Source organism: Flavobacterium sp. Root901 (assembly GCF_001429765.1).
Classification (GTDB): domain Bacteria; phylum Bacteroidota; class Bacteroidia; order Flavobacteriales; family Flavobacteriaceae; genus Flavobacterium.
In genome coordinates this window covers 355,644-378,022 of the sequence record NZ_LMJB01000001.1, presented here as the reverse complement: position 1 = coordinate 378,022, position 22,379 = coordinate 355,644, and the positions used below count along the sequence as shown (strand labels likewise).

Annotated in this window: 17 protein-coding genes; 10 read left to right on the top strand and 7 right to left on the bottom strand. The window is 36.0% G+C overall.

From position 1 onward, the window contains the following. Window positions 1-37: 37 nt before the first annotated feature. From ASE21_RS01430 to ASE21_RS01420, 3 genes are read right to left on the bottom strand one after another with little or no spacing between them, the layout of a single operon-like run. Window positions 38-1,606, bottom strand: a complete 1,569-nt coding sequence (locus tag ASE21_RS01430) for an arylsulfatase (protein ID WP_057120775.1) — start codon at window positions 1,604-1,606, stop codon at window positions 38-40. Between the two features lie 5 nt (window positions 1,607-1,611). Next, entirely contained in the window at window positions 1,612-3,087 is a 1,476-nt protein-coding gene (locus ASE21_RS01425) for a RagB/SusD family nutrient uptake outer membrane protein (protein WP_057120774.1), read from the bottom strand. A gap of 17 nt (window positions 3,088-3,104) precedes the next feature. Beyond that, window positions 3,105-6,230: a SusC/RagA family TonB-linked outer membrane protein gene (locus ASE21_RS01420; RefSeq protein WP_057120773.1), complete on the bottom strand. Its 3,126-nt coding sequence runs from the start codon at window positions 6,228-6,230 to the stop codon at window positions 3,105-3,107. Between the two features lie 919 nt (window positions 6,231-7,149). Between ASE21_RS01420 and glp the strand changes: the two genes are divergently transcribed. The 9 genes from glp to moaA all read left to right on the top strand — a co-directional run bounded on the left by glp (window position 7,150) and on the right by moaA (window position 14,730). Then, window positions 7,150-8,322 carry a gephyrin-like molybdotransferase Glp gene (gene glp / locus ASE21_RS01415; protein WP_057120772.1) on the top strand — a complete coding sequence of 391 codons (1,173 nt, stop codon included), beginning with the start codon at window positions 7,150-7,152 and terminating at the stop codon, window positions 8,320-8,322. A 250-nt stretch (window positions 8,323-8,572) separates the two neighbouring features. Next, window positions 8,573-9,319, top strand: a complete 747-nt coding sequence (locus ASE21_RS01410) for a sulfite exporter TauE/SafE family protein (protein WP_057120771.1) — start codon at window positions 8,573-8,575, stop codon at window positions 9,317-9,319. Window positions 9,320-9,522: 203 nt separating this feature from the next. After that, window positions 9,523-10,092, top strand: coding sequence for a molybdenum cofactor guanylyltransferase (locus ASE21_RS01405; protein WP_057120770.1), 570 nt, complete (start codon window positions 9,523-9,525; stop codon window positions 10,090-10,092). A 5-nt stretch (window positions 10,093-10,097) separates the two neighbouring features. Further along, window positions 10,098-10,886 (top strand): uroporphyrinogen-III C-methyltransferase, encoded by a 789-nt coding sequence (gene cobA, locus ASE21_RS01400; protein ID WP_057121154.1) that lies wholly within the window; start codon window positions 10,098-10,100, stop codon window positions 10,884-10,886. Between the two features lie 2 nt (window positions 10,887-10,888). Continuing rightward, the gene (locus ASE21_RS01395) at window positions 10,889-11,125 is read left to right on the top strand and encodes a MoaD/ThiS family protein (protein ID WP_057120769.1); all 237 of its coding nucleotides are present in this window, start codon (window positions 10,889-10,891) and stop codon (window positions 11,123-11,125) included. A gap of 9 nt (window positions 11,126-11,134) precedes the next feature. Next, window positions 11,135-12,202 (top strand): HesA/MoeB/ThiF family protein, encoded by a 1,068-nt coding sequence (gene moeB / locus ASE21_RS01390; protein WP_057120768.1) that lies wholly within the window; start codon window positions 11,135-11,137, stop codon window positions 12,200-12,202. A 188-nt stretch (window positions 12,203-12,390) separates the two neighbouring features. Beyond that, on the top strand, window positions 12,391-12,822 hold the full coding sequence (locus ASE21_RS01385; RefSeq protein WP_057120767.1) for a molybdenum cofactor biosynthesis protein MoaE: 432 nt from the start codon (window positions 12,391-12,393) through the stop codon (window positions 12,820-12,822). Then, window positions 12,822-13,736 carry a bifunctional molybdenum cofactor biosynthesis protein MoaC/MoaB gene (gene moaCB / locus ASE21_RS01380; RefSeq protein ID WP_057120766.1) on the top strand — a complete coding sequence of 305 codons (915 nt, stop codon included), beginning with the start codon at window positions 12,822-12,824 and terminating at the stop codon, window positions 13,734-13,736. Before ASE21_RS01385 ends, moaCB begins: the two co-directional genes overlap by 1 nt. Next, entirely contained in the window at window positions 13,723-14,730 is a 1,008-nt protein-coding gene (gene moaA, locus ASE21_RS01375) for a GTP 3',8-cyclase MoaA (protein ID WP_057120765.1), read from the top strand. The genes moaCB and moaA overlap by 14 nt, the downstream gene beginning before the upstream one ends. A gap of 69 nt (window positions 14,731-14,799) precedes the next feature. Here the strand turns inward: moaA and ASE21_RS01370 are convergent, their stop codons facing one another. From ASE21_RS01370 to ASE21_RS01360, 3 genes are all read right to left on the bottom strand, one after another. Then, window positions 14,800-15,456, bottom strand: coding sequence for a hypothetical protein (locus ASE21_RS01370; protein WP_057120764.1), 657 nt, complete (start codon window positions 15,454-15,456; stop codon window positions 14,800-14,802). A 286-nt stretch (window positions 15,457-15,742) separates the two neighbouring features. Then, window positions 15,743-17,173: a rubredoxin gene (locus tag ASE21_RS01365; protein ID WP_057120763.1), complete on the bottom strand. Its 1,431-nt coding sequence runs from the start codon at window positions 17,171-17,173 to the stop codon at window positions 15,743-15,745. A 116-nt stretch (window positions 17,174-17,289) separates the two neighbouring features. Continuing rightward, window positions 17,290-20,805, bottom strand: coding sequence for a nitrate reductase (locus tag ASE21_RS01360; RefSeq protein ID WP_057120762.1), 3,516 nt, complete (start codon window positions 20,803-20,805; stop codon window positions 17,290-17,292). A 174-nt stretch (window positions 20,806-20,979) separates the two neighbouring features. On the opposite strand from ASE21_RS01360, the gene ASE21_RS01355 reads away from it, so the two are divergent. Further along, complete coding sequence (locus ASE21_RS01355) at window positions 20,980-21,690, top strand: Crp/Fnr family transcriptional regulator (RefSeq protein ID WP_057120761.1); 711 nt, start codon at window positions 20,980-20,982, stop codon at window positions 21,688-21,690. Between the two features lie 67 nt (window positions 21,691-21,757). Here ASE21_RS01355 and ASE21_RS01350 read toward each other — a convergent pair whose 3' ends face one another. Next, entirely contained in the window at window positions 21,758-22,378 is a 621-nt protein-coding gene (locus tag ASE21_RS01350; RefSeq protein WP_057120760.1) for a class I SAM-dependent methyltransferase, read from the bottom strand. Window position 22,379 lies beyond the last annotated feature (1 nt).

The following is a 22,379-nucleotide window of genomic DNA, read 5'->3' as shown; positions in this document are numbered from 1 at the left end:
GCTAAATAGAAAATATAATTGTACCCAACGGGTTATACTATTTTATTGTATTCCAATCTTCGACCCCTACTTTTACCGACCACTGCGCATGCAAGTCAATTAAGGTTTGGAGTAGTTTCGGTTCTAATTTTGCCACGTTTTTTGTTTCTGTTCTATCTGCAGCAAGATTGTACAATTCCCAAGGCTGATTGTTTTCGGCTACTGCTTTCCATTGCCCTTTTCTTACTGCTTTACTGCCTTCATGTTCCCAAAACAAAGCTTCGTGTGCATCAGATTGTTGTCCTTCAAATTCCTTTTTTAAACTAATTCCTTCCAAAGGTGTTAGACTTTTTCCCTGAAAAAAAACAGGATATTGAGAACCGGCATATTCCAGACAAGTCGGGAAAATATCAATTACATGACTTACCCTGCTGCTTACTGTTCCGGCCTTAATATGTTTTGGATAATAGGCAATAAAAGGAGAAGCAATTCCGCCTTCATGAGTGTTCTTTTTAAATAATTGAAAAGGCGTGTTGCTCACATTTCCCCACGGACTTTCGTAACTATCAATTGATGCGGCTGATCCTGGTGTTCCATTTTTTTGTGTAACATAATTCCAGTTTTTTACATCATCGGCACTTCCTCCATTATCTGAAAGAAAAAGAACAAGTGTATTATCTTCTTCTCCTAATGACTTGACTTTCTGCAGAATTTCTCCAATTCCGGCATCCATTCTGTCGATCATAGCAGCGTAAATTGCCATTCGGGTATCCCATTTGTCTTTTTCTTCGGCATTTAGTTTTTCCCAATCCGGCACTTTTTCAAAACGATTGGATAAGTCCCAGTTTTTATCAATGATTCCTAGTTCTTTTAATTTTTTAAAACGGCTTAGTCTCAATCTGTCCCAGCCTTCCAGGTATTTACCTTTATATTTTGCAATATCTTCCGGCAATGCCTGAATGGGCCAATGCGGCGCATTATAAGCAACATACAGAAAAAAAGGTTTTTGCTGATTGCGCTGTTTTTCTAAAGAACGAATGGCAAAATTTGTAATCTCCTGAGTCAGATAAGCAGAAGTATCCGTACGGATGATTTCTTTATCTCCTTTCAAAAAAGTGACTTTTCTTCCGTCATTATACAAAGGCTCCGAATTAAAATAACTGCTTCCGTTGTTTTGTAAAGTAAAAGCATCATCAAATCCTCTATTAACCGCCCAGGCTGATGGTACTAAACCAACGTGCCATTTTCCTGAAACAACTGTATGATATCCTGCCTGTTTGAGTGCCTGACCAATGGTGATACAATGCTCGTTTAAATAGCCCTGATAAGCCGGAACACCTTTGTCCTGCACCATATCGCCAACACCTGCCTGATGCGGATACAAACCGGTGAGCAGTGAAGCCCGCGAAGGACAACAGCGCCCGGCATTATAAAACTGCTTTATAATTATTCCATTGCTGGCAAGTTTATTCAGGTTTGGAGTATTGATTTCTGACCCAAAAGCACCAATATCCGAGAAGCCTAAATCATCCGCCAAAATGACGATGATGTTAGGCTGCTTTTCCTGTGCAGACAGGTGAGATGGCGCAGCAGCCAATAGGGCAAGGATGAACAGTTTTTTAATCATTTTTATTAGTAACCTGGATTTTGTGGTAAACCAACTGGATCAATATTTCTTTCACTTTGTGGAATTGGGTATAGATTATTTCTTTCTGAAACAGAGTTTTTTGCCGTAACTTTTTTCACTTCAGTAACCAAAGTTCCCCAACGAACCAGGTCAAACCAGCGCTGGCCTTCCTGAACAAATTCCTTTTTTCGTTCTTCCTGAATTGCAGCTCTGAAAGAAGTTTGATTTAATCCGGCTAAATCTACTGTCGCATCGGGAGTTGTTATGGCTTTTCCGTAAGCTCTTCTTCTTACCTGATTAATCAATTCAAAAGCCTCCGCGGTTGGTGCTCCGTTTTGTTCGTTTATGGCTTCTGCCAAAGACAATAAAATGTCGGCATAACGAATTAAAGGAAAATTGATCGCTACGTTTGCCGGAGTTGCCAAATTGGTCAAATCCAGATATTTTTTAAAAATTGGTTTCGGGAAAGTATAAAGAGTTCCTGTAGTGGGGTTAAGCAGTTGTTTGGCATAACTTACATCTCTGCGAGTGTCTCCCGGTTGATAAATATCATAGAACAAAGCTACATCTGAGATAATATCAGCCGGTTCTGTTGCCGTAAATCCGGTAAATGATGTGGATTGAAAAGTGCTTCCGCTAGATCCGTTTCCGGCTTGGTTTGGCTCAAACTGTACAGAGAAAATATGCTCTTTTCCGTTCTTTTTTGTTTTCGTAAAAATGTCCTGAAAGTTTTCGAATAATGCATATCCATATCCGCCGTTGATTACTTCTCTTGCTTTCAAAATAGCATTTGCCCAATCTTTTCGGGTTAAATATACTTTGGCCAAAATCGCTTTTGCAGCTCCGGAAGTGGCGCGTCCGGCATCAGCAGTTGTATAAGATGCCGGTAAACTTTCTGCATCTGTCAGATCTTTAATAATCTGAGCATAAACTTCCTCTACAGTTGCTCTTCTTGATTTTAAGCTTTCCAGCTGAATAGAAGTTGGTTCGTGTAATACAATCGGAACGCCTCCCCAAATACGAACTGCCTGAAAATAAAGCAATCCGCGGATAAATTTGGCTTCATTGATCAATCTTGTTTTTACTATTTCATTTCCGGTTACTTTTGGAATGTTGTCAATAGAAACATTGGCTCTGTTAATTCCGGCATAAATTTGTCTCCATGCCACCTGAACACGGTCATTTGTTGCGTCGTGTGTTAAACTGCTCATTGCCCTAACCTGCGGGTTTGTTGCAGAAACTCCGGCCGCAGCATAATCAGAACCCATATCGGTTAAGAAATATAAGTTTCTTCCAAATAAGCTCTGCTCTCCCGGATCAAGGCTTAAAGAAGCATACACCGCAGTTACACTGGCCACGGCATCATCCTGAGTTATAAAGTAATTGTCTTCGGTTACAAAAGAGGTTGGTGTTACCTCAAGGTCGGTGCACGATATAAAGAGTCCGGCACTCAATAGTAATGTTATGATTATCTTTTTCATTTTATATTTTTTTTTGCTTAGAAAGTTACGTTCAGTCCCGAGATGAATGTTTTTGAGTTTGGATACGAACCAAAATCAATTCCCGGATATAAGTTGTTTTGTTCGTATGAACTTACCTCTGGATCATAGCCGGTGTATTTGGTCCATGTAACCAGATTCTCTGCAGAAACATAGAATTTCACGCTTTTTGCTCCCAGTTTTTTAGAAGTACTTTTTGGTAATGTATACCCCAGAGTGATTAATTTTAGTCGCAGGAAAGAAGCATCTTCTACATAACGCTCAGAAACAATTCCTAACGGAGAACTTGTTGCTCTTGGAATTTCATTACTTGGATTTGATGGTGTCCAGCGGTCAGCTAAAGCAGTTGACGCATTTGTTCCAAGAGTAGAAATTTCTAACTGCTGATTTAAAGCATTGAAGATTTTAGCCCCATAAGAACCCTGAAAAGAAAAATTCAAATCAAAATCATTATAAGAAATTGTGTTGCTGAAACTTCCAACAAATTTTGGCTGAGAAGAACCTAAATTTCCTTTATCCAGAGCTGTAATTACACCGTCTCCGTTGGTATCAACATATTTTCTGTCTCCCACTTTTGTGTTGGCTAAACTATTGATTTTTGGCTGTGTGTTAACTTCTTCCTGAGTCTGGAAAATTCCATTTGTTCTGTATCCCCAGAAAGTTCCTAATGGCAAACCAACTTTTACCGTTACAGGCTGCTGCTGCAATAAAGATCCGTTTGGAACTACAGGAAAAAACTGATTGACTCCGTTTCCAATTGCTACAACTTTGTTCCTGTTAGCAGAAAATACAAGGTTCGAATTCCATGAGAAATTTTCTGTTTTTAGGTTTTCTGTATTTAAACCAATCTCAATACCTTTATTTTCAACACCTCCAATATTTTGAAGTACACTTGCATATCCTGATGTTAACGGCACCGGAACGCTGATTAACAAATCGTTTGTTTTTTTGTAATACACATCAAAAACAAAATTGATTTTTCTTTCAAATAATGATAAATCCAAACCAACATTGTACTGTGTTGTTTTTTCCCATTTCAAATCCGGGTTTGATAATCGGGTAGGAGCAAGTCCTGTGTATAATGTTCCGCCAAAAGAATAGTTCACAGAACCCATTTGAGCTAACGCCAGATAGTTTCCAATTTCCTGATTTCCTGTTGTTCCGGCAGTAATTCTAAGTTTTGCCTCAGTTACACCTTTGATATTGTTTGCAAATTCTTCATCGGTAATATTCCATGAGAAACCTGCTGACGGGAAATAACCCCAGCGCGATTCAGAACCAAATCTTGAAGATCCGTCGGCACGGGCAGAAAGTGTAAAGTTGTATTTTCCTTTATAAGAATAGTTTACCCTTGCAAGCCATGATTTTAAAACACTTTCGTATGCATCGCTGTATGGTTTTACTGCGACACCATCTTGTAAGGCATTATAGGTATTGGCATCATTTACAAAAGTATTTGATCCTGCTGTAACGACTTCTCCTTTAGTGTATTGAAGTGTATAACCTCCTAAAGCTGAGAATTTATGGCTTTCGCCGAAGTTAGTATTATAGTTCAGTGTATTTTCATTTAATACAGAACTCACCAATCTGTCACCTATGGCAGCAGAACCTTTTGTTCCTGCTCCGTTTGATGTATTTGCAGGAGCGTAATAATTTTGTTTAGTATCGATTACGTCACCGCTTACCGCAACTTTTGCAGTCAGTTTTTTAGTGATTTTGTATTCTCCAAATAAGCTCGTAAGAATTCTGTTAATTTTAGTTTCGTTGATTGTATTTTCCAAATCATTAATCGGGTTTGGAACAAAGCCGTTAACAGAAGTGGCGTAAATATTATTTTTTACATTATACGTACCATCTTCATTTCGAATAGGAACAACCGGAGCGGTTAATAAAACACTCACTAAAGGATTTGGGTTTCTTCCGCCGGCACTATTACTTGCTATACCATTTGAAACAGAATTACTGTAATTGGCATTTACGCCGAATTTAAAGTTTTGAGAATAGTTTTTTTCGTAGTTAACACGAAGTGAAATTCTTTTAAAATCAGATCCTAAAACAATTCCTTCCTGATCAAAGTATCCGGCAGAAATAGAATATCTCGATCTTTCATCTCCGCCTGAAAATGACAATTGATGATTTTGAACCGGAGTTGCTCTTCTAAAAGCTGCAGACTGCCAGTCGTAGTTGCCGGAAGTTTTAAAAGCTTCAATTTGTGCATCAGTAAAAGACGGTGCCTGACCAATACTTGCCTGAACATCATTTCGTAAACTTGCCCATTGGCTGGCATTCATTACGCTAAGTTTTTTTGAAATATTCTGAAACCCAAAATAACCCTGATACGAAATGTTATCCTGACCTTTTGTTCCTTTTTTAGTGGTAATAATGACAACACCATTTGCACCGCGAGAACCATAAATTGCAGTTGCAGAAGCATCTTTTAAAACTTCAATTGATTCTATGTCAGATGGGTTGATTGTGGATAAAACGTTCAGACTGGCTCCGGCATTTGCTATTCCGGCAGAACTGTTTGCATTGTCATTGTAAATCAAAATTCCGTCCAGAACATATAAAGGTTCGTTACCAGCAGTAATAGAGTTTCCTCCACGAATACGAACGCTTGAAGAAGCACCCGGACGGCCTGAACTTTGTGTAACTACCACTCCCGAAACCGCACCGCGTAATAAATTATCTGCCGATGAAGTTACCTGAGATAAATTTGCTTTTGGTACAGAAGCAACAGAGCCTGTAATGTCTTTTCGCTTTTGAGTTCCGTAACCCACAACAACCAATTCGTCAAGTTCTTGTCTTTCTTCTTTTAAATGAATCGTTACCGGATTTTTCTCTACGATAACTTCAAGTTTTTTATATCCAATATAACTTACGATTAATGTGTACGGAAATTTCTGACCTGTCTGAAAATAAAATTTTCCTTCTGCATCTGTCTGAACTCCGTGAGTTGTTCCTTTAATGGTTACAGACGCGCCTATAATTGGCTGATTTGTAATATCATCGACTATCGTTCCGTCGAGTTTAGATTGAATAAGCGGTGTTGTGTTCTGTGCCTGAATCTGCAGGGATGTTAACAAAATTGTAACCCATAAAATGAGGTTTATATTTTTTTTCATTTCTTTGTAATGGTTTAAATAATTAACAAGGCACCCTGAGAGCTGAATTTTCAGCACTCTGATTGTTTCCTTGATTTAGTGATAAATGTTCTTTAAGCCTCGCCATTTCTGTTGCCGCAGAAATGGCTTTTTTTATTTACAGCAGCAGCTTTGCATTGTTTTCATTTTAGTTTTTTTAGTTGGTTAATTATTTTCTTTTAAAATATAGATAGGTTCAAAAATCCTTTTGCTGCAGTTCTGCCTCAATTAGATGATTGTATTATTTCAGTAAAAAGGAATTTGATGGTGAAATTGAGATTTCGTTTCGATTTGAATTCAATCTGATAACGAAAGGATTGCGTTGGTAATTAACAACAGAAGCACATATAACAACAACTGTTATAAGTATCATTTTTAGGAAGAATGTAATACGATATGCTTTCGGTTGTTTTCACAATATAGTTTTTTTGGTTTCAAATATCATTTATAAACTCTACTAATCCTATAGACAAAGTTAATTTTAATATAATAAAAACCAAAAAAATGTTTACTTTTTTTTGAAATCTCGTATAGGATTAGAGGACTAAAAATACATTTTTAATTTTTAAATAACTGATAATTAGTATTTTATGTGTTATTTTGTGCAGTTGTAAATGTTAAATATTTTTTTTAATAAAGAATAAAATTGTAGTATTTATACTTATTTTTTTGTCTTTTAAACCATAGATTTAAATCAATTTAAGCAAGAAAACAAGCTTATAAAGCTTAATTTAATTCTCTGATAAAAAATTTTAGTAAAAACTAGCTTCATTTTTAAAATTGATTTTGAATAAATTACAGTAATTTTATAGATATTAAAATAAATTAAAATTTATTAATCATCCTTTGAATAAATACTTATATTTGTAATAAGTATTTATACTTAGTTTATTTCCAAAAAATGATAGAAGTTAGTACAGCCATTGAAATAATTGAAGCAAACAGCCCTAAAATGGCAGTTAAGCAAATTAAGGTTCGTAAAGCATTAGGATATGTCTTAGCAGAAAAAATTATTTCGCCAATTAATATGCCGCCTTTTCGTCAGTCTGCAATGGATGGTTATGCCTTTAAACACAGCATAAGGCATCAATATGATATTGTTGGAACCTCTCAGGCTGGAGATCATGAAAATATAAAACTAAAAAATACTGAAGCAGTACGAATATTTACCGGAGCTTTTGTTCCGGATGATGCAGATACAGTTGTAATGCAGGAAGATGTAATGGCGAATAAAGATTCAATACTTATTGCGGCAATGCCGGAAAAACTGGCAAATGTGCGCCCAAAAGGAGAACAAATTACTAAAGATGAGGTGGTATTTGAAGCCAATACTTTAATAACTCCTGCCGCAATTGGATTTTTAGCCAGTTTGGGAATTACAGAAATTACCGTTTATAATAAACCTAAAGTAGCTATTTTAGTTACCGGAAATGAATTAACCGAGCCGGGTAAAAAACTAAAAAAAGGAAAGATTTTCGAAAGCAACTCCGTTATGCTTGAAGCAGCACTTCAAACTATCGGCATTCATAAAACAAAAATTTACCGGGTTAAAGATAATCTCAAAGCTACTAAAAACATATTAAAAGACATTTTAAAAAAGTATGATGTTGTTTTAATTTCGGGCGGAATTTCCGTTGGAGATTATGACTTTGTAAAAGAGGCTTTACTGCAAAATGGAGTGAAAGAACTTTTTTATAAAATCAATCAAAAACCGGGAAAACCAATGTTTTTTGGTTCAAAAGACGAAACTTTGGTTTTTGCTCTGCCAGGAAATCCGGCTTCATCACTAACAAATTTTTATATTTATGTGCTGCCGGCGATTAAAAGCAGAGTAGGATCTTCTGAAATTCATAAACCAAAATTAGTTCGGAAACTGAATTCAGATTTCAAAAACAAAATCGGAAAAACATTGTTTTTAAAAGCACTTTATGACGAAACAAACGTAACAATTTTAGAGAGTCAGAGTTCTGCAATGCTCAATACATTTGCAGCTGCCAATTGTTTACTGATTGTTCCGCATGATGTAGAAGAATATAAAAAAGATCAGGAAGTAGTTTTACTTCCAATTGAATAAAATTTTAGGTTTAGAATTCAGATTTAGTAAAAACACACAGCAAATAATACCGGTTAAACGATTAACAAATAAACGCAAAGTTTATAAATGTGAATTAATCAGCTAACGTTTCCTAAGATTGAAACCTCTGGCTACATTTAAAAAGGAACGAATATCAAAACATAACCAATGGTTTAAACCATTGGGAACGAAGATTGAAAGCCTCAAACCTGAAATTTGAAATAAAAAAACAATAACAATAAACGAAAAAATGAACCTGTTAAGTTCCGAAAATATAATCCTATTCAGTTTTGCCTTAATTATAATTGCGTTTTTATATTCAAGTGTTGGTCACGGCGGAGCTTCAGGATATTTGGCTTTAATGAGCATTTTTGCTTTTCCGGTTTCAGTTATGAAGCCATCGGCACTGCTTTTAAATTTGTTTGTTTCGAGTATCTCGTTTTTGTTTTATTACAGAAAAAATTATTTCAGAGCAAAGCTCTTTTATCCCTTTGCGATTGCATCGATACCGGCAGCTTTTATCGGCGGATTTATTACATTAGAAAGCACGATTTATAAAATCATTTTAGGAATAGTTTTAGTTTTTGCAGCATTGAGACTATTTGGGATATTTAATTTTAAACAAAAAGAAGAAGTAAAAATTAATCTGCCCTTAGCTTTAGCAATTGGTTTTGCAATAGGGCTGCTCTCCGGAATGCTGGGAATTGGCGGCGGCATTATTCTAAGTCCCATTTTATTGTTCTTAGGATGGGCATCAGTAAAAGAATCGGCGGCGATTTCCAGTTTATTCATTTTCGTGAATTCGTTTGCCGGAATGCTAGGTTTCTTCCTGGGAGGAAAAACAATTCCGATGGAAAGTTTCTATCTGATACCAATTGCAGTTGTAGGAGGAATGCTGGGCGGATTTTACGGCAGCGGCTATTTTTCCAACAGAACATTAAAAATGGTTTTAGGAACAGTTATTCTGATGGCAAGCATCAAATTGATTTTTCCTTGAGATCATTTGATTTTTATTTATTGAGATGATATTTGAAATAGTTTGTCATTTCGACAAGATTCTGGAAAAACGGAATTAATCAACGATGAGTTCCCAAGGTTGAAACCTCGGGCTGTATTTAAAAACAAAATATTAGACATAACCAATGGTTTCAACCATTGGAATGCAAAGATTGGAAACCTGAAACCTGAAACGAAAAAACAATGAAAACAACAGTATTTATTCTTTGCGGAGGAAAAAGTTCCCGAATGGAATCAGAAAAGGGGTTGGTTCTGTTTCAGGAAAAGCCATTTATAGAACATATTATCCAGGCTATTTTGCCCATAACAGATCAGATAAAATTGATTACAACATCAAAAGAATATGATTATCTGCAGTATGAAAAAATACCGGATTTAGTTTTGGATAAAGGTCCTTTAGGCGGAATATACACGGCTCTATCGCATACTGAAACAGATTTTAATTTGATTTTAAGCTGTGATATTCCGTTAATTTCTACTGAATTATTAACGGAATTAATATCAAAACATACAGATGAAGCCGGAATTACAGTTTTTGCTTCAGAAAGCAGGATTCATCCGCTGATTGGGATTTATTCAAAAAAAATTCTTCCCATTGTAAAAAGTGCAATTGAAGCTGATGAATTAAAAATGATGGATTTGCTAGCAAAAGTCCCGCATCAGATTATCAGGATAGAAGAAAGTGAAAACTTTCCTTTGACCAATATTAATTCAGCTGACGAATTAAACGATTTGAATATCAATTTAAGTTAATGATGATGCAAAGCTTAAAAACTCCAAAATTAACGATTGTAGGTGCAGGTCCGGGCGACATTGAACTCATTACCATGAAAGCGATAAAAGCGTTAAAAAGCGCCGATGTCGTTTTATATGATGCTTTGGTCAACGAAGAATTACTACAATACGCCTCAAATGCTGAAATTGTTTTTGTTGGAAAACGACTTGGATGCCACGCTTATACACAGGATCAGATTAATGATTTAATTGTTTCGATGGCAAAAACTTCCGGACATGTTGTTCGCTTAAAAGGCGGTGATCCGTTTGTTTTTGGGAGAGGAAGTGAAGAAATCGAGTTTGCAGAAAAGTTTGGTATCGAAACCGCTGTTGTTCCGGGTATTTCATCGGCTTTAGGCGTTCCGGCTTCGGCAGGAATCAGTCTGACGCAACGAAAAATTGCCGAAAGTTTCTGGGTAATTACGGGAACAACTTCTAATCATGAATTGTCAAAAGATGTTCATCTGGCTTCAAAATCGGCTGCGACCGTTGTAATTTTGATGGGGATGCATAAATTAGACGAAATTATTTCTATTTACAAAGAAAACAGAAAAGATGATCTGCCAATTGCTATAATTCAGAACGGAACAAAAAATTCTGAGCAAAAGGTAACCGGAACTATCAGTACAATTACTAAATTGGTTGCAGAAAGTAAAATTTCATCGCCAGCAATTATTGTAATCGGCGAAGTAGTACGAAATACATCCAATTGGATTTCCTATTTTCAGGAACATTTTGATGATGAATTCATCTTTCAAAATTTAAATTTATAAAAATGATTGAGATTAAATATTTTGGCGCTGTTGCTGAACGAACAAAATGTGAATTCGAAAAAGTTACTTTTTCTGAAGTATCACTTCAGGATTTACTGCATGGTTTAAACCAAAAATACCAGTTTGAATCCCTTACATTTAGTATAGCCGTCAATCAAAAAATAGTTCCAAAAACAGTAGACTATACTTTGCAGGCCAATGATATTGTGGCATTATTACCGCCTTTTGCCGGAGGATAATTTATAAATATGAATGAAAATCAAAGATATAACCGCCAGATAATGCTGCCCGAAATAGGAGAGGAAGGCCAGCAAAAATTAGCAGACTCTAAAGTTTTGGTAATTGGAGCAGGAGGTTTGGGAGCTGCCGTACTGCCTTATTTGGCCGCGGCCGGAGTGGGCGAAATTGGAATTGCAGATGATGACGCAATAGAAATTTCAAATCTGCATCGACAGGTAATTTATAAAAGTTCAGCTGTTGGGAAATTGAAGGTTGAACAGGCAAAATTGATGATTTCAGAATTAAATCCGCTGATAAAAATAAATACAGTTTCAGAGAAATTATCAGGCAAAAATGCCATTTCCCTTTTTGAAAAATACGACATTATTGTTGATGCTACAGATAGTATTTCGATTAAATATTTAATAAATGATGCTTGTCTGTTTACTAATAAACCAATGGTTTACGGGTCTGTTTTTAGATTTCAGGGACAAGTTTCGGTTTTTAATTATCAAAACGGACCTACTTACAGATGTTTATATCCGGACCAAAATAATACTGCATTAAATTGTGAAGATGCCGGCGTAATTGGTATTTCGGTTGGAATTATCGGAATGTTTCAGGCCAATGAAGTCCTGAAAATAATTCTCGGAACAGGAGAAGTTTTAAGCGGAAAAATATTGGTTTATAACATTCTGAACAATGAGCAGCAAAAATATGATTTCGAAAAAAGCGATATTCAATTATTAAGCAGAGAAGCATTCGAACAAAAATATAATAAATGGGAAGCTGAAGAAGTGAAATTTGAATCGGTTTTAGAAGAAATAAACAACGATGGGGTTTTGTTTTTAGACGTTAGAAATATAGACGAACTGCCTAAAATCAGTTTAAAAAATCAAATTCAGATTCCGTTAATGCATTTAGAAAATGAAATTGAAAAACTGGATGAAAACAAAATTATTTATATTTTCTGCCAATCCGGAATAAGAAGTAAAATAGCAGCAGAACTGCTTCAACAACATCAATTTAAAAATGTAAAAAGTATTGCCGGCGGTATTTTGGCGATGAAGCAGTTATTAAAAGAAGAAAAAATATAGCTACTCCCGATGGCTATCGGGATTCACAGATTAAAATGATTATAATTTAGATGTCACCCTGAGCGGAGTCGAAGGGCGCCCCAATTGGACGTGGGCTTCGACTTCGCTCAGCCTGACAAAAGAAAAAGAAAAAAATCCATCTAATCCTTTTAATCTGTGGCAAAAAACAGCAAAAAAAACATAGAAAAATGAGTAAAAATGTATTTGTAGAAGGACCAATTTCTCCTGAATTTATAGCCGAATCGATTGCTAAACATCAGTCAAAACATACGATTGGGGCACATAATATTTTTTTAGGACAGGTTCGAGCGGATGTGATTCACGATAATACAGTCGTAGCGATTGATTATTCAGCATATAAAGATATGGCCAATGAAGCTTTATATACTATCCGGGAAAAAGCTTTTGCTAAGTTTGATTTAACCTGTATGCACATTTACCACAGTCTGGGCATTGTAAAAGCAGGCGAAATCTGTTTATTTGTTTTTGTTTCGGCAACACGCCGCAAACAAGTTTATGAAGCAACGGAAGCCATTGTAAACTGGATCAAAACCGATGTTCCGATTTTTGGTAAAGAAATGTTTGAAAATGATACTTTCACCTGGAAACAAAATAGTTAATGGTAGATATTACGCATAAAATAAGCACATTAAGAAAAGCCACCGCAACCGCTATTGTAAAGGTCAGCAGGCAGGAAACAATTGATGCTGTGGTAAATAATTTGGTCCCGAAAGGAAATGTGTTTGAAATGGCAAAAACCGCTGGATTATTTGCGGTAAAAAACACGCATTTATCCATTCCGGATTGTCATCCAATTCCAATTGAATTTACTTCGGTGGATTATAAAATTGAAGAATTGGAGATAAGGATTATCTTTAATGTAAAAACCGTTTACAAAACCGGAGTTGAGGTTGAAGCTATGCACGGCGCATCGATTGTAGCACTGACCATGTACGATATGCTGAAACCGATTGATAAGGAAATAGAAATTTCGACCATCAAATTAATTAATAAAGAAGGCGGAAAATCTTCTTTTAAGAATAAATTTCCAAACGCGATAAAGGCGGCTGTGTTTGTTTGTTCTGATTCAATTTTTGCAGGCGATAAGGAAGATCGTTCAGGAAAAACAATTGTAGAAAAATTAGAGTTTTACGGAGTAGAAACAGCACATTATGAAATTATTCCGGATGAACTGGATATTATTCAGGAAAAAACAAAAGCGTTTGCTAAAGAACATCAACTGGTAATTTTTACCGGAGGTACGGGATTATCACCACGAGATGTTACACCAGAAGCCTTGTCGCCCATTTTAGAAAGCCGAATTCCGGGAATCGAAGAAGCAATTCGCAATTACGGACAACAAAGAATGCCGTATGCCATGTTATCCAGAAGTGTGGCCGGAACTTTGGGTAAAAGCCTGGTTCTGGCACTTCCAGGTTCAACAAACGGAGTAAGGGAATCGATGGATGCTGTTTTTCCGCATGTAATGCATGTCTTTCATATTTTAAAAGGAAAAAACCATGACAGCCTCTAACACAATTTTGACGGATGATTTTGGGCGCAGACACAATTACCTGCGTATTTCACTGCTGGAAAAATGCAACCTGCGCTGCACATACTGTATGCCGGCTGACGGAATTACGCTTTCTCCTAAGGCCAGTTTAATGACTGCTGACGAGATTTTTGGTATTGCTCAGACTTTCGTACAAAATGGTGTTGACAAGATTAGATTAACAGGTGGTGAACCGCTCTTAAGGAAAGATTTTCCGGAGATAATTTCAAAATTATCTTCTTTAGAGATTGCAATTTCCATAACTACTAACGGAATTTTAATTGATCGTCATTTAGAAGTTTTAAAGCAGTTTAAAGTCAGAAAGATCAATTTAAGTTTAGATACTTTGATTGCTTCGAAATTTCATTCTGTAACGCTTCGAAATCAGTTTGAAAAGGTAATTGATAATCTGCATTTGCTTCTGAATAACAATTTTCAGGTAAAAATAAATGTGGTTTTGATGAAAGGTTTTAACGAAAATGAAATTGTAGATTTTGTTCAGTTAACGCAGTTTCTTCCCGTTTCAATACGATTTATTGAATTTATGCCCTTTGCGGGAAATGAATGGGACAGAAGCAAAATGGTTTCGCAAAATGAGATTTTATCTTTAGTGGAAGATACTTTTTCAGCTTCAGAAATTTTAAAACTCGAAGATGAAAAAAACTTCACAGCCAGAACTTACAAAATAAAAGGTTTTCAGGGTGATTTCGGAATTATAAGTTCAATAACAAATCCGTTTTGCGACAGCTGTAACCGAATTCGTTTAACGGCAGACGGAAAGATAAAAAACTGTCTTTTTTCCAACTCGGAAACCGATCTTTTAACGCCATTTAGAAATGGTGAATCCATTACGAATCTGATTTCAGGATCTATTCAGAGCAAAAAGAAAGTCCGCTCTGGAATGGAAACTTTCACAGAAATTAACGATCCTGCACTTCATTTTGATAATCGCAGTATGATTGCGATTGGAGGGTAATTTATAGTTTATTATAAAAAACTGTAAAAACAAAAAGGCTTAACTCTCAAAGTCAAACCTTTTCTAATATTATTTTTTCTTTTTAGCTTTTGCTTTCTTTTGAGACTTAGCTTTCTTTTTTGCAATTTTTTTAGCTTTTGCTTTGTCTTTGGCTTTTTTAGCTTTTTCTTTTTTCTTAGCAGCAGCTTTTAATTTAGCTTTTTTAGCTTTTTCTTTCTGTTTGTCTTTTTTAGCTTTATCTTTTTTCTTGGCTAATTTCTTTTTCGCTTTATCTTTTTCTTTGTCTTTCACTTTTTTCGCTTTTTTATCCGATTTGTTTTTAGCAGTTTGTTCAGTTGCAACTACTTCATTTGTATTTTTGTTTGCTTCATTTGCAGCTGTAGTAACCGTTTTTTCCTCTGATTTTGCAGCAGGAGTCAGTACTTTTTTTGCAGGTGCTTTTCTAACTGCCGGTTTTGGAGTTGTCACCGCGGCTGGTTTTACAACAGCTTTGGCAGGTGCTTTTGTTGCTGCTGCTGCTGCTGCTTTTGTTACGGTAGCTGCAGGAGCTTTTGTTGTCTCAGTTTTTACCGGAGTGGCTGCAGCTGGTTTGGCCGGAGCTTTACGAACAGGCGTTTTTTGAGCAGGTGGATTTTCTGTTTTTACTGGTTCTGCAACAGGCTGGGCAGCTTCAGGTTTTGGAGAGTCAATTTTCTCCGGAGTGGTTTCTTCGGTCTTGTTTTCCATATAAATGTTCTTTTAGATGAGGATTATGATTAACAATGTAACTAAATTGTTAATTTACGGTTAAGTAAAGATAATTATAAAACAAGTCTCTCAATGTTAAGTTTTTAGCTGAAATTTTGACTTAACTTGCTGAAATTAAAACTTTTGCCTTTTCTGCCTCAAATAAAAATCAAAATCTCTTAACAATTCTACATGAAAAAACAGAGGAAATTGCTGTATAAATACTAAAATGTGAAAATACAGGTGTTGTCTGGTTTTATTTCTTTTGAAAATTATTTTCAGGGAATTAATTTTCTGCGATTTCCAGAATTCTGAAATTACTTTTCGGAGCTTCGCATAAAGAACAGCAGTAATCTTCTCCTAAATCTGTAAATAAGATACCTTTTGGAATTCCCTGACTTTCATCTCCATACTCAGATTTATAAAGGCTCAGGCATTCCTGACATTGATAAACATCCAATTGAGGTTTTTCTTTTTTCTGTTGATTTCCTGTAGTATCTGTCGATGTATTACCAAGTTCATCAAAGTATTTACGGCTCAGTTCAATTAAAATTGTTGGAAGCTCCAGTTTGTCAATGTCCTGCGAATGCACAATATATTCTCGTGTATTAGGGTCAAAATTCTTTGCAAACAATACATTGTATGTGTCACGAATTTTAATGGATTCGAGATCTTTTGGAAGTTCGTTTTTTTCGATTACAATCGAAGTAAAATAATGCCCGTCACGATTGTACTCGGAGATACCAAATGTTAAACCGTACGTACTAATATCAAATTGATCCAGCGTGCGGACTAAAAAAGTTTTAAGGTTTAAAGCCCATTCCACGGCAACAGGTAAATGCCAGTTGAGTTCTAATAAAGAATGGCGAACGTTTATTCCTCGTTTACCCAGAAATTTTTCCCAATCGAGTTTTCTGTCTTTTGGAATTCCTTTAATAATGAAAGATTTCCAGGGCGTAATACATATTTTCCCAATTTTACAATCAAAACACAAATCGCACATTTCTCTCAAAAAATCCAGATCATACAAGTTATTCCGCCAATACAAGCCAAGCCAATATTGATCGATTCCCATTCTGTTCATTCCTTCATAATATGGAAAAGGATAAAACGGAATATTTAAAGGTTTGTCCATCGTTTTGTTATTCGTGTCTAAAGCTTCGCTGACAAGATTAAAAATTAAATCAATCCCGATAGATTCTTCAGTAGTAATGCGTTCAATTTCGTAATAAAATTTGGCAATATCCCAGCTGTAAATTAAAACAGGATATACTTCCATACGTTCCCATTTTGGCAGCCGAATGTACAAATACCAATAATCTTCATGATCTGAAGCGATAAAGTTTAAGTGTCCTGTAAATAAGGGAACCAATTGTTGTTGAGGATCATTTATGTTGACTTTTAGCTTTGGCTGTTCTTTAAAAAGTTCTAATATATAAAGGAATTTATTTCCGGTAAGCCAGTTAGTATTCCTGAATATATCTGTTGAAACATACGAGGAAACAATATTATTACCGCTTTTTTGTTCGGGATAAACAAAATGATGTTTACCCAAAACAGCGTTGTGTGGAGATTTAAAACCTTTTGGAAAAATAATATCCTGTCTGGAACCAAAAGAAATAGAATCCAAACCCTGATCTGCAGCCATATTAACAACTTCTTTCAATTCTCCCGGCGAAATCACGCCTCCTTTTACTATTAATCTTGTTAGCTCCATTTTTTTTAGTTTTCAGTTTTCAGTCTCAGTATTCAGTCTCAGTTTTTCAGTCTCAGTTTTCAGTCTCAGTATTCAGTCTCAGTTTTGCACTGAAAACTGCGACTGAAAACTGAATACTATTTCCATTTCGCCAATATCTCTTTAACCTCTGTTTTACAGCTTCCGCAGCCTAAACCGGCTCCGGTATTTTTACATAATTCGGTAAAATCGTTTATACCGCTTTTTATCGTCTCTTCGATGTTTCCGGCTCCAACCTGACTACAGGAACAAACTAATTTGCCTAAAACAGGTTTTGCATTTGAACTTCCTCTTAAAAGTGTATTTCGCTTGTCTGATAATTCGATTTTACTTTCGATCATCGTTTTAAATTCGGCAAACTCATTTTTGTCGCCCATTAAAATTGCACCAACCAAAAGATCATCTTTTACGATACATTTTTTATAATAACGTTTTTTAAGATCAGCAAAAACAATTTCTTCAAATGAGTCGTCGTTTTCCGGAATGGTCAAATCGCCAATACTGCAAAGGTTAATATCTTCCAGTTTTAGAATGTTCATTAAAACAGAACCTTTATAAAAACTGCTGATATCGCCCGCTAAATAACTGGCTAAAATAGCTGCCTGTTCTTCGGCTGCAGAAGTGATTCCGAATAATTTATTATTAAATTCGGCAATTTCGCCAATAGCAAAAATATCCGGATTTGAAGTTTGTAAATACTGATTTACTTTCACGCCGCGTCCGCAGGCAAGACCGCTTTCTCTGGCAATTTCAATATTCGGAATTGTTCCAATCGTATATACAATTGCGTTTGCGGTAATGATTCTGCCGCTTTTCAGCGCAATTTCAATTTCATGCGGATTATCAGTTTCAAAAACAGTGCTGACTTCATTATCAAAATAAATTTGAATATCGCGAAGCTGTACTTCTTCGGCCAATAATTTACTTGAAATTCGATCCAGCTGACGTTCCATTAAACGTGAAGCTCTTTGAATTATAGTTGTTTTAACTTTTTTATGTTTTAAAGCCGCCGCCAGTTCCAATCCTAATAAACCGCCTCCAATAATCACAACATGCTGTTCTTCCGGAGGAAGATTGGTACTGTCTAGATGTTTTTTTAAACGATCTGCATCTTCTTTACGCCGTACGGTAAAGCGGCCGGGAAGATGAAGCTGCGCATTTTCCGGAACAAAAGGACGGCTTCCGGTGGCTAAAATCAACGAATCAAAAGAATGGATTTCGCCAAAACTGTCCTTAATCGTTTTTTGGCCAGTATCTATTTTATCAATGGCAGTTCCGGCTTTCATGGTAATGTTAAGCTTATTCAAAGTTTCGCCGTCTTTGACTTTTAAAAGCTGTTCCCAGGTAAACTCTCCCGTCATATATTCCGGCAGTAAAACACGATTGTAAAACGGATTTATTTCATTTGAAAAAACGATAATTTCATCGGTTGTATTGAGTTCCCGATAATTTTGAATAAATCGGAAAGATGCCGCTCCGGCACCTACAATCGCAATTTTCTGAAATGGTTTTACGTATTTTGAAATCGAAACGGTTGTAAATTTAAAATCAGGTTCTTTAGAAACCGGATCTACAACTGTATTTGTTAAATTATTGGTTCGGTTTAAATCATTTTCCAATTGTTTTCCCCAATGCATCGGCAGGAAAACTACTTTTTCCTTTATAGAATCTGTAACTTTTGCTTTTACTCTGACTTCACCATTTTTGCTTGCAACAATTACGATATCGCCGTTTTTAATATCATTTTTAAAAGCATCAATTGGATTAATTTCTAAAACCGGACTCGGAGTATGCGTCATTAATCGGGATACTTTTCCCGTTTTAGTCATTGTATGCCATTGATCGCGAACTCTTCCTGTTGTTAAAATAAAAGGAAATTGAGGTGTTGGCTGTTCGGATGTATTTTCAATCGCCAATGGTAAATTAAAAATGGCTTTTTGCGAAGGCGTATAGAATTTTTTATCAGTAAACAGGCGGGGAGTGCCCGGATGTCCGTAATCCGGAACCGGCCATTGAAAAGTACCTTCGGTTTTTAAACGATGGTAATTTAAGAATGAAATATCAATGTTTGTATTTTTGGTAAGTGCACAATGTTCTTTATAGATTTCTTCGGCACTGTTGAAATTGAAACCGTGAAAATTCATTTTTTTTGCAAAGCGAATTAAAATTTCAATATCAGGAAGTGCTTCTCCCGGCGGATTAATTCCTTTTGGAAGATAGGAAATGCGGCGTTCAGAATTGGTCATTGTGCCTTCTTTTTCTAACCATCCCGCAGCTGGTAAAAGCAAATCGGCAAATTTTGTCGTATCAGCATTATGCGAAATATCCTGAACGACAACAAATTTTGCATTTTGAAGCGCTTTTTCAATTCTTCTGGAATCCGGTAAACTGACAAGCGGATTGGTGCAGATAATCCAAACGGCTTTCATTTTTCCTGATTCTAAAGCATCAAACATTTCAGTTGCTGTGAGACCCGGTTTATCTGAAATTTCATCAACGCCCCAAAAGTCAGCAACTTCTTTACGATGTTCCGGATTGGCGATATCTTTGTGAGCGGCCAAAAGTGTTGCCATTCCGCCCACTTCTCGTCCGCCCATTGCATTGGGCTGTCCGGTCAAAGAAAAAGGCCCGGAACCCGGTTTCCCAATTTGTCCGGTTAATAAAGACAAATTAAGCAGTGCAGTATTTTTATCGACGCCTACAGCACTTTGATTTAAACCCATTGCCCAAAACGAAATAAAACCTTTTGCTTTTCCGATAGTATCGGCAGCGAGTTTTATATCGTTTACGGAAATTCCGCAGAGTTTTGAAGCTTTTTCAAGCGAAGTCCCCAAAACCAAATCTTTGTATTGTTTAAAATTCTCAGTGTTATTTTTAACGAAATCATGATCTGCGTAACCTTTTTCGATAATACGTTTGGCGATTGCATGGTATAATATAATGTCAGATCCGGGAATAATCTGCAAATGCAAATCGGCGAAAGCTGCCGTATCTGTTCGCCTTGGATCTATTACGATTATTTTTGTTTTTGGATTTTTCTCTTTGTGTTTTTCGATCCGTCTAAATAAAATTGGATGACACCAGGCCGGATTTGCGCCTGTAATTAAAAGCGTATCTGCCAGTTCAATATCATCATAAGCAATTGGGACAGAATCTTCTCCAAAAGTTTTTTTATAACCCACAACAGCAGAACTCATGCAAAGTCTGGAATTGGTATCGATATTATTGGTTTTCAAAAATCCTTTAACCAGTTTATTTACCAGATAATATTCCTCGGTTAAACATTGTCCCGAAATATAAAAACCAACACTGTCCGGACCGTGTTTTTTTATAATGGAAGAAAAAACAGCTGCAGCGCGGTCGAGTGCTGTATCCCAGCTTACACGCTCCAGCGGATAGGATTTACTACCGCGCATTTCAGGATATAAAATCCTGTCAGAAGTATCGTTGACTACGTAATGCAGATTCATACCCTTAGAACATAACATTCCTTTATTAACCGGATGATCTTTGTCGCCTTCTACCATAACGCCATTTTTAGCGTCGTTGGTGACAATTATGCCGCACCCAACGCCGCAGTAAGAGCAAGTAGTTTTGATTTTGGTATTTTGCATTACAGTTCTTTTTTAGATACTAATTTTTGAATCTGTTGGTTGGAAATAAATCACGTACACAAAAATAAGTATTTTTACGTATAAATACTTATTTTTTAAATTTATTTTTCTACTTTTGATTGAAACAAATGAGAAACAACAAATTAGTTTTTAATCCGATAAAAATCAGGAGTCATGAAAGAAGAACAAACCCTTTGTTATTCTTGTGCTAATGAAAATTGCTTTATCAGGAAACACCTGCATATAGAGCAGATGGCGGCTTATGTTGAGAAGAAACAAAACGTAGTCTGCAAGAAATCGGATCAGTTTATTACAGAAGGGGCGCCGCTGCAAGGACTTTATTTTATTTGCAGCGGGAAAGTTAAAACAGTAAAAACAGGAATTAACGGCCGTGAACAAATTGTGCGTTTGACAAAAAGCGGAGATATTGTGGGCTTTCGCGGATTTGGGACCAGTAAAAAATACCTGATTGGCGCTTATGCTCTGGAAGATACAGTTTTATGTAATTTCAGCAATGAAACGATGCTGGAAATTTTAAAACATGTTCCCGAATTTACATATGCTTTAATGCTGTTTTATGCCGATGAATTAAACAAAAGCGAAAATAACATTCGTAAAATTGCTCACATGAATGTTCGCGAACGTGTGATTGATTTACTGCTTTATATTCATCGTAAGTTTGGACAGGTCAATGGGGTAGTTGATATTGAACTTTCCCGAAAGGAAATCGCTGATTTTGCCGGAACTACAGAAGAACAGGCGATTCGTATTATTTCAAGTCTTAAGAAAGAAACGCTGATTAAAACAGTTGGAAAACGTATTGGGATTTTAAATGTTTCAGGATTACGCTCTGAAATTATGGAGCATAAATATTTGACAGTTTAATGTATTCAAGTAATAATACGTATTTTTTTGTGGAGACGCACCGCAGTGCGTCTCTACGTCGTATAATTTATTTTTTTCTGCCAATAAATCGAATTACAGAACCAGTTCCGTTATGGAATAAACCTTCATTAAGTTCTATTTCTTTTTCTTCCAGTTCGATGATTTCATAATTTGGGAAATCGGCTTTTATTTCTTCAATAGAAAATAGAGATTCAATATCTTTTGGTCCGCCAACTTTATCATTTATAGCAAGATATTCTAAATGCTTTTTGCTGAATGCTTCAAAAATAATAATCCCATTTTTGCTTAATAATGTATCAAGCTGTTTGTGAATTTGTGATTTAATTTCTGCCGGAAAATGAGCATAAATCAAAGCAATAGCATCAAATTGATTTTCATGAAAATCTAAAGTTTCCAGTTCACCAACCTGATAATCAATAGAAACATTGTTGTTTTCTGCAAGCTGAATGGCTTTGTTTTTTCCTTCTTCACTAATATCAAAAGCAGCTGCTTTCCAGCCTAATTTTGCAGCAAAAACAGCATTTCGTCCTTCGCCTTCGGCAGGAAAAAGAATAGTGCCGGGATTTAGTTTTTCGATTTGTTCCTTAAAGTAATTGTTTGGTTCTTCGCCGTACACAAATTCTTCATTTTTGTAGCGGTCATCCCACCGCTGAGTCCAGTTGTTCATA